Source organism: Estrella lausannensis, assembly GCF_900000175.1.
In the GTDB taxonomy this organism is placed as follows: domain Bacteria; phylum Chlamydiota; class Chlamydiia; order Chlamydiales; family Criblamydiaceae; genus Estrella; species Estrella lausannensis.
The window spans coordinates 1-13,269 of record NZ_CWGJ01000002.1; the positions used below are offsets into that span (position 1 = coordinate 1).

Consider the following 13,269-nt stretch of genomic DNA (forward strand, 5'->3'; position numbering starts at 1 on the left):
TTTTGAGACACTTTCGGTATACCATACAAGAGCTGCCGAAGAATTTCCAGCGCCATTCGAAAAATTGAAGGTGTTCTTGGCCTTCTAAGAGACGGCTCACATGCTTAAAACGAGATGATTTGTGTACTGACTTCACTTACCTCATCAAGTGCTCCTGGCCCCTCAATGCAACATTTTGAGATGCCGTCTTCGACACGTTCATACACAAGGGGGTTTTGCTCTCTCATCCGAGTCATTCTTTTTAGAACTGAAGGCAACGGTTTGGTTGGTGTATTAAGTTATTTCTTTAATTTAGCGGTAGTTTTTATAGCTAACTTTATTGAAATAATGTGTTAAGACTTATTGTCTTTGGCAAGTCTCAAATTTTGAGACGCATTCGACAGAGTACCACGAGCGAATTTTAAAGGTGCGCGTATAGTAGGCTACATTAATAACATCAATAACATCTTTTTCCTCGGACATATTTCACCTTTCCGATAAGATAGCTTTAGTTGAACTTTTAATATAACAAACTGTAAAAGCTATATGTCGATTCAGAAAAAACGAGCCTACGATTCAACTTCGAGAAAAGCGGCAGCTGAATTAACTAAAGGCCGTATCATTGACGCGGCGAAAAGCCTTTTTGGCAAAAAGGGTTTCGAAAAGGTCACCATCGAAGAGATAGCTGAGGTGGCTGGAGTCTCGGCGCCGACAGTATACTCCGTGTACCTATCCAAGAAGGGTGTTTTGCTTGCCGTTCTCGACGATGCGCTCGCTGCCGAAAGATATGATGAGCTATACTGGAAATCCATCCACGGCGATTCCCCTGAAAAGCGCCTAATGACCAACACCCGACTCGCACGAGTCCTCTACGATGCCGAGAAGGAAAGGCTTTCACTGCTCCATGGATCTTCCGCAATCGATCCGGTCTTCAAAGACTTGGAAAAGGAGATGGAAGAGCGCCGTTACAGAAGGCAGGAAGAGGTCGTCAAGGCGCTGTTTGAAGGGGGATATCTTAAGGATCGCTTAACCCTTGCCGACGCCCGCGACATTTTGTGGGTGTTTACAGGAAGAGATATCTATCGCATGCTCGTTGTAGAGCGGGGATGGACTTCAGATCAGTATGAGAAATGGATTGGAGAGTCTTTAATCCGAGAACTTTTGAAATAGTAAGTAACATCGATGGAAATAAAGAAACGTGCCTACGACTCCAGCTTGAGGAAAGCCTCTGCGGAGATGACCAAAGAACGCATCTTGAAGTCCGCTAAAGACCTGTTTGTCCGCAAGGGGTTTGAAAAGGTGACTATCGAGGAGATCGCCGAAGCTGCCATGGTTTCGACGCCGACGATCTACGCTGTTTACCAATCCAAACGGGGAGTCCTTCTGGCGCTGATTGACGATGCGCTGTCCCCCGAAAAATATGATGAGATCTTCTGGCATGGTTCCAAGGAAAAATCTCCTGTGATGCGGCTTGAGGCCATGGCAAAGCTTTGCAGAGAGCTTTATGATGCCGAGAAAGAGCGCGTCGCTCTAGTACACGGTGCCGCGGGCATCGATCCTGTGTTTAAGGATCTGGAATACGAGAGAGAGCAGCGCCGCTACGTCAGGCAGGAGGCGGTCATCAATGAGATCGCCGAGATCGGCGCACTGAAAAATGGTCTCACTGTCGAAATGGCCCGAGATATCATGTGGGCCTACACAGGCAGGGATCTTTTCCGTAAGTTCGTGGTCGAAAGGGGCTGGTCGCTTGATCAGTATGAGAAATGGCTGGGGGCGTTTTTGATTTCAGAGCTTCTCGACTAGCTTTCAGAGCCTGTCTTTAAACACAAATCTCAGGAGCCGTTATGAAACCCCCGTTGGTTCTTATTCCAGGGATGTTGTCTAACGGCTTAGTCTGGACCCACCAGGTTAAAAATTTGAGCGCCGGCGCATCCATTCAGGTGATTGAGGCTGTTCAGGACACTCCGGAAAAAATGGTTGCTCAGATTTTGAAACGGGCTCCACCCTATTTTGCTGTGGCCGGTCATTCAATGGGCGGTTGGCTTTGCCTGGAGCTGATGAAACAAGCCCCTTCCCGCATCGTAAAGCTGGCTTTGATCAATACGACGGCAAGGCCGGATTCTGATGAAAAGCGATCCCGGCGCCGCAGGCTGATCGACCGCACCCTGGCGGGCGAATTTGATGCGATTGTCGAAGAACTTGCCGCTCTCTTTGTTTTCGATGATAAGGTGCGCCACGAAGTGGTTTCAATGTTTCAGGAAGTCGGCCCCGAAGCCTTTGTCAACCAGCAGCGGGCAATGCTGGCAAGGGGGGATACTTTTTTCGCACTGCCCCACATCCACGTTCCAGCTTTAGTCATTCATGCCGCCTTAGATGAAAACTTCTCCTTAGAAGAGCATCAGGAGCTTTCAGAAACTATCCCCGGGGCTAAGTTGGCTGTTGTGGAAGGCTCGGGCCATATGAGTCCGATGGAGAGGCCCGAAGTTATCACGGGGCTAATCAGAGAGTGGCTTGCCTCTCCCTCAAACTCCTTAAAAAGCCTATCGCTGTGAGGAGTTGTTCCGGTATTTTCTAAAGAAGATGAACGCCACGATGGCGATCAGGGCGAAGACGAGCAAAAACTCCACCCGATCCTCAACGGCCTGGAAAATAGACATCCCGTAGGTGCCGAAGAAATAGCCGAGCGATACGAATGTCGTCACCCAAAATACAGCTCCCAGATAGGCAAAAGTGGCAAAATGAGTGTACTCCAATACGCTGATACCGGCTGTCAAACCTGTGAAATGGCGGACTCCGGGGATGAAGTAGCCGACGAACAAGCTCCATTTTCCGTACTTTTCGAACCATTCATGGGCTTTTTTTAGACGTTTTTCGTTCATGCCGACATATTTGCCGTATCGATGCAGGAAATGCAATCCGGCGGTCCTTCCTATAAGGTAGCTCATGGTGATACCGCAGATGCTTCCGCCGTAAGCGGCGCACAGGGTGGGCACTGCCAGCAGATGCCCCTGTTTGATTAAAACTCCCGATATGACCATCAGCGTTTCTTCGGGGACGGGAAGGGCGATAATACCGAGCGCCAGCAAGATAAATAGTCCTATGCTGCCGTAGTTGTCTAACCAGAAGATTAAAGTCTCTTGATTGGGAATATAGTCCATCGCTGAATTGTCTCTAATCGGATGTGTTTTTGATGTCGTTGGGGCTCTCGCTCCCTGCCGGACAGTTTAAACGGCATGGCTCCACTATAGTGAATTTTCCATATGAAACCAAGCGGGCATCGTTTTTGCCGGTTTGATCCCTTCATGGGAATGAGGGGGGGGCAAAAGAGGGGCATAGGGTGGCTTTACCGAAAAAACCTGCGATAAATCCGTTCTCGTCTTCTCAATCAGTTTGATCATTAGTAGTTGATGAATACGAAATATGGGTATATGTTTTTTCGTGAAAATGTAGTTTTTGTTCTCCTAACCGCAAATCCTATCTCAAAATCCTTGAAAAGGAAAAACCATGCATCCATCCCATTTTCCAAGTTCTGCCAATCCGATCTATCCGACATTTCCTACAGCGCCACGAAACGCTCGTCCGGAGATGCCGCCGGTACAAGCATTTAACCTCCAGCCTATCTTTCAGCGCGCGATTCCGGCGACGACCGCTCCAAACGTTATCATGGGCAATCGCTTGAACCGCCCTGTTTCCCCTCCAAAAGTTGCCGGCGAAATGTCTCTGCATGCGGCAATCACATCACACGGACAAGGGGGTAAAACCTTTGTCTTCCAAATCACGGGATTGATTCAGCTGACGGGAGAGGATGATAGAAAAGAGCTGAAAAGAAAGCACTCTGAATCCTTTCCACCGGTAACGACGGCCGCAAAGGGGGTGGAGCCAACCAATAAAAGGCCCCGGGTGGAGCCTACTGATGCAGCCATTGTGACCGGTCATGAACAAGCGCTCATTCTCGATGAAAGTCTCATGAGTTCCACGGAAAGAGATTTGATCATGAAGAGATACCGGGTGCAGCAGGCTTTAGACCGTGAGTTCAAGACTAGTGTTGAAAAAGCTTTGCTCCATTTGCAATCTCCCGCTTCGCCGGAAGGGCGCGACCATAAGATGCAACCTCTTGTTGAGATCGCGTTAGAGACGCTTAGAGAAAGAGCTCTTGATTTTCTCACGGATTTGGCAACCAAAGGCCATGCCTGGAGCGCTCGCATTGTGGGATTGATATACCTGGGCGGTAAAGCCGATCAGGCCGTCAATATAGCCAAAGCCAAGCAATTTTTCGGAATTGGCGTGGATCAACGTGATGCGCGGAGTCTCTTTTTGTTTGGATCGATGTATAGCCAAGTCAATACGACCCAAGAAGAAAAGAGTTTCATGGTAAACTGCTTGCGCCTCGCTGCCGGTATGAATCAACCTAATGCACTCTTAGCATACGCACAGGCTCTCTCACGGGGCATCGGAGTAAAAGCCAATCTAACAGAGGCTTTCCGGCTCATGGAAATCTGTGCTGTACGCGAAAGTATGACCGAAGGGAAGTTTCAGCTAGCTCTCATGCTTCAGTCAGGCAAAGGGTGTAAAAGGGATTTGCCGCGCGCTTTTAATCTGTTCCGCAGCGCATCCGATAAGGGACATCTCCTCGCAAAATTGAACCTTGCCAACATGTGCTACACAGCTCTCGGTGTTAAGAAGGATAAAGCCCGAGCTGCCAGGCTCTACAAAGAACTTGCCGATGCCGGCAACGCCAAGGGATTGAACAACTACGGAGTTATGCTGATCAAAGGCGAGGGAATTAAACAAAATCAAAACGAGGGTATCCGCTACATCAGATTGTCCGCCGAGCAAGGATTCCTGCCGGCCCGAAGAGCTCTGGAAGATTATTTCGCCTCGGACAGAGGAGTCGATAAGCTTAAGTTCTTTAAGGTGTTCCAGCCGGTGATTTTTAACCTGTAGTCCTTTTCAAGCTGTCACAAGCGGATCGGCCCTGCCTTCTGAAGAAGCAGGGACCGATCCCCCCCTTCTTACTTCATCTCTTTATTGCTTATGGTTAAGGCTTAAAATCTCATTCCAGGCGACAGCACCCTTCAATTAAAAAATATATTTAAAAAAATACTGCAAGGGTTCTACTTGGGTTTCTCTGCAAACTATTTTTCGGTGGGAAAATGGTGACGTCAGAGGTGCCCGGTTACAATGCTATCGATCAGGAGAAATAATGAAAGGCTCAAAGCTACTTAAAGGGTGTATTTTCACTGCCCTTTTTTTCATGGTAACTTCCCACACAGAAGCCTACGAGGCATGCTGTGAAAGCCCTTGTGACGAGCCGTGGATCATCAAGCTGGAGGGAGCGGCAACCGGGGGGCAATTCATCGGGCAAGACAGGGACTATGTTGAGTTGGGAGCGTTTGTCGCTCCAAGACCATGCGGCGACCTGTTTTACTTTGGAGACGCTCGCGCTTTTTGGCTTGAAGGAAAGCGGTTTGCTGCTAGCGCCGGATTGGGTGTGCGCTGGCTGGAAAGAGGCAATGGGTATCTCTTTGGCGGCAACGTCTACTACGATTATTGCGAGGGCGACCAGGGGGGCTTCAACCGAATTGGCGTGGGCCTTGAGATGCTCACGACGTGTTTTGATATCCGGGTGAACGGGTACATTCCTCTCACTGAGAGCAACCAATCCTCCGGCAAGACTTACAACTACCTGGATGGCTACAGAGCGACACTGCGCGAAAAGGAATATGCCTATAAAGGCGTAGACGCCGAGATCGGTGCCGAAGTCTGGGATGGATGCTGGTTTGATCTCTATGCTGCCATTGGTCCCTACTATTACGGCGGCAACAAGCTGCCGGACGTCGCCGGTGGATTTGCAAGGTTGGAAGCGCACTTTTTAGACTATTTTACGGTCGAAGGGCGAGTGAGCGATGACAACCGATACCACTGGAATGCCCAGGGAAGAATCAGCGTTTCCGTACCGCTCGATACCCTATTTTCCTGCTGCACAAGCACAGACAGATGCCTTGAGTTTTTCGCTCAGCCCGTCAAACGTAACCCGCTTCCATTCTTCTATAAGTGCTGTGACTGGAAATGGAATTGGTAAAGATAAGCAGCCTTGATCACAACATTAATTAAGGAGTAAGTAACGTGAAGAGTCTATTGGGTTTATTTGCAACCGCCTTGATCTTGGCAGGTGCTTTTTCAGAAGCTTCCGAGCAGACCGGAAGGTCCGTATCGATTTCCTCTCCCACCGCGGGAAAATGCCACACCCCACCACAGGGACCTCCGGGACCCCAAGGGCCTGCAGGCATCTCGCAAGTGAGCGCCTTTGGCTCGTACGCCTACTATGACGCAAACAACGTTTTCGTTAACCCAGGCGATTTGATCCAGTTTCCCAATACGATATCGAGTCTGAACATCTCGCACCCTAACAGTACAGATTTTGTGGTTCAGGAAGCCGGTTTTTATTACATCCATTTCGGCGTTGCAAGCCAAGCAGATGAAGCGGATCCCAACACGATGATTCAGTTGACGGTCAACGGCACGGTAGTTGATGCGGGGCAATTTTTTCTCAGGGATATCAACGAGCTGTCTACTCTGGCGTTGATTATCCCTCTTCAGGCTGGAGATGTGGTACAGGTTCAAAATACCCCTGAGGGAGATGGTGGCGTTGCCTTCACTCAGGGCGTTGGAGTGCTTGGTCCAACCACCGCATTTTTTGACATCATCCGCCTAGCGCCGCTTGTCATATAAGGGGGTTGATGTGAACCAATTCCATTTGATCAAAACGTTTTTTTTAACGACCCTGATCCCGTTGAACTTGATGTCTGCCCCAGCCTTCATAGAGATGATAGAAGGCCCTCAAGCTTCCTGCGCCTGCCAACCTCCGCAGCAAGGCCCCGAGGGGCCTCCCGGAGAGGCAGGAAACCCTTTCACAACATTAGGTTCCAACTATTACATTGATGGTGATACGGATATAGACCCGGGAGAACAGATCCCTATCGATATAGATGGGTCGAATGTCAATGTGGTAAGATTGAATGATTTTCAGTTTCAGGTTGAGGAGGCGGGGAATTACTTCATCATGCTGGGCTGCACATCAAATGATCAACTAGAACAAGGAAACTCCGCAACACTAGGGCTCTTTGTGAATGGGTCATTTGTGACAGGAAGTGAGCTTTCTTTAGTTAGGAACTCAAAGCTCTATAACCTCTCCCTCATAGTTCCCCTACAGGTTGGCGATATCCTCGACTTAAGATCAACAGCAGAAGAGTCTTGGGTCATTGGATCTGATTATTATAGTGGTTTACTTTGGGGAACCTACGTGACAGCGACGCTCACCCTGTTCCGTATTGGACCTGCACCGGTCAATTAAGATAGGACGTGGAAAAGCCCATAAGGGCTTTTCCACGCCATTTAAAGCTATGACAAGCGCCTTCTTTCAGTCTACTCTTCCTAGAGCCATCAACTGAATTCGCAGCCTACTATGTACGATCGCTCTCTTTCTCCAACTCGACGGCAAACAGGCTATTTAATTTTTCAGTTAACTGGGCTCCATGTTGCAGCGCCCTTTGGTAGTAGCGAATCGCTGAAGCCCAATGCTGAGTGACACCCTCGCCTCTCTCATACATCATCCCGACCCTTGACATGGAGGGGTGGTATTTCCCTTTGTCGGCAGCAGCCTTAAATATCCTGAAAGCCTCTTGTTTGTTCATTTCGATCCCTGTGCCTCTAGCTAAGTTAAGCGCAAGAGTGTGCTGAGCCAGGGGGAATTCTTGCTCGGCAGAGAGTTTGATGTAGCGAATACCCTCTTCCAGATTTTTCTCTATTCCTGCCCCAATAATCAGCAGGGCACCATAGTTATACTGGGCCTGAGGGTTGTTCTCTTCGGCGGATTCTTTATAGAGTCTTGCCGCCTCGGCTTTATTTTCCGGAACCCCGATCCCATCGTAGTACATGCTGGCAAGACTGTTTTTTGCGGGAGTATAGCCCTTACTCGCAGCGCTTTTGTAAAGCTCAATAGCTCTTTCATAATCGATTTCGCACCCCTCTCCCGTACGGAAGGCATAAGCAAGCCTGGATTCCGCCTCGGGCAGTTTGTCTTGTGTTGCTGAGATTTCCATGAGCCTGAGAGCCTCTTTTGGGTTCGCCTCGACACCAATCCCCTGGAACAGAACTTGAGCATAGTTGTATCGCGCTTTCGTGTGGCCCAAGGCCGCAGCGATCCGTATTTTGTTTACCGCGTCGAATTTTTCTTCCAGGGTTCGAAATTCTATAAAGCGCACCGATCCGACTGTATAGCAGCACTCTGAATCCATTTGCTCGGCGCCTATTTCGTAAAAGCTCAGGGCTTTTGCTATGTCGATCGCTTGACGGGCTTTGCCATGAAAGTAGATGTTTCCCAAGGTATTCGCAGAAATCGTATGGCCTTTTTCCGCCACTTTTTGGAGCGCTTCGATTGCTTCTTTCTTTTCTGTGTCTGACGATGAAGCGTTTTTTAAAATGCCTATAGCATGATCGATGACATCTTTGAACTGACGTTGAAGCTCTTCTTGCAGCTGATGTTTCTTGAAGATTAGCTCCCGTTCGCCCGGCAGGAGTAGCTTTTCGTCGACAATCAAGTTCCTTTTCAAAGAAAACGCTTGAGCTCTGGACGAGGGGGAGTCTAAGCGTTGCCGCTTGAGTTCAGTTGTCTCATTCTCGGAGTCTTCTTTAGACGAGTCAAACCCTTTTCTCTTGAGATCTTTTCGTTCGCTTTCTTTTTCAACTGGCGAAGACTGTCTCATAACTTCCAGGTAAAGTGTTGTTATGCCTGGGTGCGGCGGCTGGGGAACTGCTGAAGCATAAAACCGCTGGTTCCAGAAGGGATCGAAATAGTGGGGTGGAATACCCTGCTGAAACAAGGCTTGGAGATTGGGGCCCGGCGCCTGAGGTGTTTGCCGCTCTGTATTTTCTCGTGTGGGAGCAGGAATTGGACTTGGAGGATTTCCCCTGGTTGGAAAATGAACAGGCTGCATGCTGTATCCTTTGTAGAGTGGCTTTTAGTTTTGAAATTCTATTTAAAAACGCGCGATTAGCGATAAAATATATATGTAAATATACAATACATCAAGGTGTATCAATTTAACTCTTCGCTTGAAATTGTACGGCGGACTTGTCCGTTCGAGCGAATCAAGCACTAGCACCCCTTCAAAAGGGTGCGCTTTGTTTTTCTTGATCCCTTCCCCCGTTGGTGCAACTCTGCATAGGATTCAAAATAGCTTTGAAAGGAACTGTCTTCCTTGAAAGTTCCAAAAATGGATCCGTGGAATAAAAGACTGTCCGATTAACTCAAACTACACGATTTCAGCTTGTGGACGCCCTCTCAGGTATAAAGCGCAATTGAGGTTTACGAGATATCAAGTGTTAATAAGCAAAATTTTGATTTTCTGAAAAACAATCTAAAGCTATAGTTTCGCGTTCAATATAAAAATTGGTTTAAATGAGGGTGTATGGAAGGGACGATTTTGATTATCGCGATACAATTATTGTGTTTTAGTGTCGGTTACGGGTGCTGGAAATTTTTAAAATATCCACTCTGCCAGGCCTCAAACATGTCAGCTCAAGGAAATCTTGATGCAGACAATAGCAAAGAACCCAATGAAAAAATTTACAACAAATGGCTCCAGGGTTTCGGCTTGTACTACGTGGGAACGCTTCTGTACTGTATCGCTATTTTTTTGCTAGGTGCACTGACGTTTGAAGAATCCATGCAGACAAATAATTTGGTTCAAATTGCAGGATTGGTTGCCTCCACCTTAGTGTTTGGCATACTGATGTATCTGTTTGCCTATATGAAAAAGGGGACAAAGTGGATAGGAGCCTTTTTGCTGATTTCTCCTGTATTAAATTTGATCGATTTGATAGCCGATCCGGCATCTTTGACCGAACATACTCTTCTATTAGCGGCCTATACATACTTTTGGGTGTGCTGCAAAAGACTGTATGATCTCAACCGCTCTCTTAAAGTCCCTAATCGACCGGAAGTGGCCTCTCAGACAGGGTCTTGAGGCTTTTGGGTATCTGAGGGAGTCTATTACTTTGTTGAATTTAGCCTAAGAGGGAGCGAAGGGGGGGAATTTTTTTAAACAATTTTAGAGGTGTTTAAGGGTCTTTAGAATTGTTAATTACATCATAGACATTAAAAAATTCGGCATCTCTCAAATTCGAAGAAAAGACTGTTATGGTTCCAGGAAAGAATTTGCTGATGAAACCTTTGGCTTCTAAATTTCTCAAATTTTGAGCGAGGCATCTCAATCTTCGCTCAATATCTGTTTTTTTTTCTAAGGTAATTATGTGGACTGGCTGTTGGTCTTTTCCGAGTAATGCAAAATTTACTGAGTCAGCATCGGCCATGTCATCCCAGGTTCGAATTAAGTAGTCGTATTTCTCTTGATCAGGTGTTGTGCTATTGAAACATCCCCCAATCCTATTAATCTCCGAAAACAGGCCTAATGCGCTATGGTGAAACCCGAGCTTTCTGCACTCGAAATACATACCACATAATTTACCCACCACTCCTCCCCATAATTTCATGGCCCGTAAACGTTCGTTTTTTTCTATGCGTTTTAGGTCTATAAATGGGTAGCGGTATAGAGTGTCAAAGAAGATTTCACTGATGAAAGTGTTATATTTTGGAAGTTCTCTTATATCCTTGGCCATCCGCTTTATTCTGGCAGCAATAAAATGCGAATGCTGATGATTGGGGTACCGCCTTAGAAAGGAAACAGTTGCCTGTCTATATACTCTCCTGGATGACAAGTGCTCCGAAATAAACTTTTTGATTCTAGCAGCAATATGATCACAAAATGCTTCAGATTTGATTTCTTCCTCTGAAGCAAAATTTTTCCATTCGGCTGGAAGGATATCAGAAACTTGAGTCTTTAACGCTTTTCTGATTTGTCCTAGTCCGATTAGTTCTAGAAATATTGCTGAGGTCCAAATCCATGTAAAATCGGTGTTCACAAAATTAGGGTGAAACCTCTCCATTTGGTCCAGATATAATTCCCAATGATTAATTAAATCCGGCAGAAGTTTTCTTTCCGTTGTAAAAGAAATTGGAGATAAAATTGAAGTGTCAAAAAAGAAGTTCTTTTTTGAGTGTGATATATTATTTTTTATTACGATCACCTTTTAGGTCTTTAGGTTTAACTTTCAGAAGTTATCGTAGATTATTGCTGTTTTTCGCGAGGGGGGTACCCCACCAGTCCCTCTTTCAGTAAGAAATTATTGCACTTATAAACAAAAAAACCTCAAAAGCTTGCGCTAGAGAGGGTGTGAAAGGAATGCCTGAAAGAGGAGTCGAACCCCCGACCTTCGCATTACGAATGCGGGAACTATTCAGACAATCGGGTAAGAACCAGCCGCTTTACCTGTGATAATAGCCTGAAAGGGCATAAAAGGCTATTGGATTTTACCGGATTTTAATGGCAAAATAGTTTTTCATTGCACCGCCATTGCACCATTTGTTGATTAAAAAAGTCACTGAAATTCTACCACGTGTTTAGCAGTTCTGATTGTACACAATCCATATTTAAACCATGCGTTTGCATAAACGTTTTAACTTCTGTAACAAACCAAGGAGGGGCAAGTGGAGAGATGACGACTTTTTGGATAAGGATTTTTAAATCTATCGAAACTGAAATTCCCTGAGGATCGTCTAACGTTTTTATAATGGAGTGATCACAATAGATAAGCCTAAACTCTCTTTCATGTATAAATGCATTTCGCTTGTGTGTAGCTAAAAAAAATGCATTTCCTTCCGATGTTGTTTCGTTGTTAGGATCATAATAAGACACTCTAGATCCATAAATTTCTTTATCATCAGTAATAGCACTAGATAAAAGAGAAAATGATGAGACAACAGCCATCGAAAAAGGACTCGTTCCATATATTTTCCATTGTGAATCCGATTCTCCATCGTTCATATGCCAACAATTAATAAAAAACATACGACTCATTCTTAAATGTGCTTGCATATGCTCTTCAATTTCACCGGGTCTATTTAAGACGTCTTTTAATTTGCGATATTCTAAAGGATTATCCTTACCGTTGACAAATCGGACAGGAATTATTCGATTTTCATCAAAATTCAACTTTGATGGTCGTCCTTCCCAAGGATCATCTTTAAGTTTGTTTATCCAAGGGAAAAACATGGCTTTCCGTTGTACAAGAGATACAAATTTGGGAAAATCTAAATAACGCCATAAGATTTGAGAGTCTCCTGGCAGAGCTAAAAGCGGGTGTTTAACAAAAGGCATTGGTTGGTCTTTAGTAAATATTTAACCACAATCAATCGAGAAATCTTCCATGTATTGATTCAGCATGGCTAATGTTTCAGTTAAAAAATAAAGGTAGAACTTGCTGTAAAATCGGTTTAAGTAATCTTGATGACCTAGCCAAGCGAGATAATGATGAATTTCGGATTTGAAAGCTGCGGCATGTTGTTTGTTTTCATGACCCCAGCGTTTTTCAATGTAAGGGGTGAGAAAGCCATAACCATACTTAAACATCATCCAAGCACAAATGGCTCGACCAGTCCTGCCGTTTCCATCATTAAAAGGATGAATTTGTTCAAAGACGAAATATGCTCTACACGCTTTTTCAATGGGATTTTTTGCATCTTCAATTACAGTATACTCACGCACATATTCAGCGACTAGCCCTTCAAGATCATCACGTTCTCTCGTTGGGGGATGATATCCATTAACACCAATATTATTTTCATCAAACCAAGATGTGGCAGGCGCTCGAAATTTTCCACTACAGTTGAGAAGCCTGTGAATATTGCAAATTTCTTCAATAGCTAAGATGTTTTTCTTCTCATGTGCTAATTCTTCAACATAATGAAAAGCGTCTTTTATGCGTATGGGGACATTCTGATAGTGGGTAGTAAAACTTTTAATTAGAGATTTTCTTGTCGAAATCTCATTAAGTAATTTTTCATGTTCATCATTAGAAACTAATTGAATTTGAAGAAGCTCTCTGTCGGTTGATATATGATCCACACTCACCCCTAAGTCTTATTTTGAAAATTAAATATTTCGAGGAGTTGATTATGAACTTTCTTATAAAAAACTTCAATCTGCGTGGCACTATCTTCAAACGCTTTTTTTGCTCCCGTTTTCATTTGTTTATCGGAAACAGGAAAATTTTTATCGAATAAACTGTCGGGCAATGTTTTTACAATTTTTTCAAATTCGTTTATCTCACTCTCAAGCTCTGGATTTGACAATCGAAGTACCTTGTATTTGGAGTTGCCCCTATAAAACC

At 45.3% G+C, this 13,269-nt stretch carries 14 protein-coding genes and 1 tRNA gene; 8 read left to right on the forward strand and 7 right to left on the reverse strand.

The features are described from left to right. The first annotated feature begins 525 nt into the window (after positions 1-525). The 3 genes from ELAC_RS01005 to ELAC_RS01015 are packed head-to-tail and all read left to right on the forward strand — an operon-like array spanning position 526 to position 2,531. Entirely contained in the window at positions 526-1,149 is a 624-nt protein-coding gene (locus ELAC_RS01005) for a TetR/AcrR family transcriptional regulator (RefSeq protein WP_098037420.1), read from the forward strand. Positions 1,150-1,161: 12 nt separating this feature from the next. After that, entirely contained in the window at positions 1,162-1,782 is a 621-nt protein-coding gene (locus ELAC_RS01010) for a TetR/AcrR family transcriptional regulator (RefSeq protein WP_098037421.1), read from the forward strand. Positions 1,783-1,823: 41 nt separating this feature from the next. Beyond that, the gene (locus ELAC_RS01015; protein ID WP_098037422.1) at positions 1,824-2,531 is read left to right on the forward strand and encodes an alpha/beta fold hydrolase; all 708 of its coding nucleotides are present in this window, start codon (positions 1,824-1,826) and stop codon (positions 2,529-2,531) included. On the opposite strand, the gene ELAC_RS01020 is transcribed toward ELAC_RS01015, so the two are convergent. Continuing rightward, positions 2,520-3,137 carry a DedA family protein gene (locus tag ELAC_RS01020; RefSeq protein WP_098037423.1) on the reverse strand — a complete coding sequence of 206 codons (618 nt, stop codon included), beginning with the start codon at positions 3,135-3,137 and terminating at the stop codon, positions 2,520-2,522. The genes ELAC_RS01015 and ELAC_RS01020 overlap by 12 nt on opposite strands. Positions 3,138-3,483: 346 nt before the next feature. On the opposite strand from ELAC_RS01020, the gene ELAC_RS01025 reads away from it, so the two are divergent. The 4 genes from ELAC_RS01025 (at position 3,484) to ELAC_RS01040 (ending at position 7,333) form a co-directional block, all read left to right on the forward strand. Further along, positions 3,484-4,923 (forward strand): tetratricopeptide repeat protein, encoded by a 1,440-nt coding sequence (locus ELAC_RS01025; RefSeq protein WP_098037424.1) that lies wholly within the window; start codon positions 3,484-3,486, stop codon positions 4,921-4,923. Positions 4,924-5,182: 259 nt separating this feature from the next. Beyond that, the gene (locus ELAC_RS01030) at positions 5,183-6,061 is read left to right on the forward strand and encodes an inverse autotransporter beta domain-containing protein (RefSeq protein WP_098037425.1); all 879 of its coding nucleotides are present in this window, start codon (positions 5,183-5,185) and stop codon (positions 6,059-6,061) included. A gap of 44 nt (positions 6,062-6,105) precedes the next feature. Continuing rightward, positions 6,106-6,711, forward strand: coding sequence for a BclA C-terminal domain-containing protein (locus ELAC_RS01035; RefSeq protein WP_098037426.1), 606 nt, complete (start codon positions 6,106-6,108; stop codon positions 6,709-6,711). Positions 6,712-6,721: 10 nt separating this feature from the next. Then, positions 6,722-7,333, forward strand: a complete 612-nt coding sequence (locus ELAC_RS01040) for a hypothetical protein (protein WP_098037427.1) — start codon at positions 6,722-6,724, stop codon at positions 7,331-7,333. 109 nt (positions 7,334-7,442) lie between these two features. Here the strand turns inward: ELAC_RS01040 and ELAC_RS01045 are convergent, their stop codons facing one another. Next, complete coding sequence (locus ELAC_RS01045) at positions 7,443-8,975, reverse strand: SEL1-like repeat protein (RefSeq protein WP_098037428.1); 1,533 nt, start codon at positions 8,973-8,975, stop codon at positions 7,443-7,445. Between the two features lie 474 nt (positions 8,976-9,449). On the opposite strand from ELAC_RS01045, the gene ELAC_RS01050 reads away from it, so the two are divergent. Further along, the gene (locus ELAC_RS01050; RefSeq protein ID WP_098037429.1) at positions 9,450-10,007 is read left to right on the forward strand and encodes a hypothetical protein; all 558 of its coding nucleotides are present in this window, start codon (positions 9,450-9,452) and stop codon (positions 10,005-10,007) included. Between the two features lie 94 nt (positions 10,008-10,101). Here the strand turns inward: ELAC_RS01050 and ELAC_RS01055 are convergent, their stop codons facing one another. The 5 genes from ELAC_RS01055 to ELAC_RS01070 all read right to left on the reverse strand — a co-directional run. Further along, a complete protein-coding gene (locus ELAC_RS01055; protein ID WP_098037430.1) occupies positions 10,102-11,127 on the reverse strand; it encodes a hypothetical protein in 1,026 nt (341 codons plus the stop codon). Between the two features lie 156 nt (positions 11,128-11,283). Further along, a tRNA-OTHER gene (locus tag ELAC_RS11690) sits at positions 11,284-11,343 on the reverse strand. A 146-nt stretch (positions 11,344-11,489) separates the two neighbouring features. Further along, positions 11,490-12,257, reverse strand: a complete 768-nt coding sequence (locus ELAC_RS01060; protein ID WP_098037431.1) for a hypothetical protein — start codon at positions 12,255-12,257, stop codon at positions 11,490-11,492. Positions 12,258-12,278: 21 nt separating this feature from the next. After that, positions 12,279-13,004, reverse strand: a complete 726-nt coding sequence (locus ELAC_RS01065) for a Fic family protein (RefSeq protein ID WP_158227769.1) — start codon at positions 13,002-13,004, stop codon at positions 12,279-12,281. An 8-nt stretch (positions 13,005-13,012) separates the two neighbouring features. Then, a partial coding sequence (locus ELAC_RS01070; RefSeq protein ID WP_204250516.1) for a hypothetical protein occupies positions 13,013-13,269 on the reverse strand: 257 nt, incomplete at its 5' end.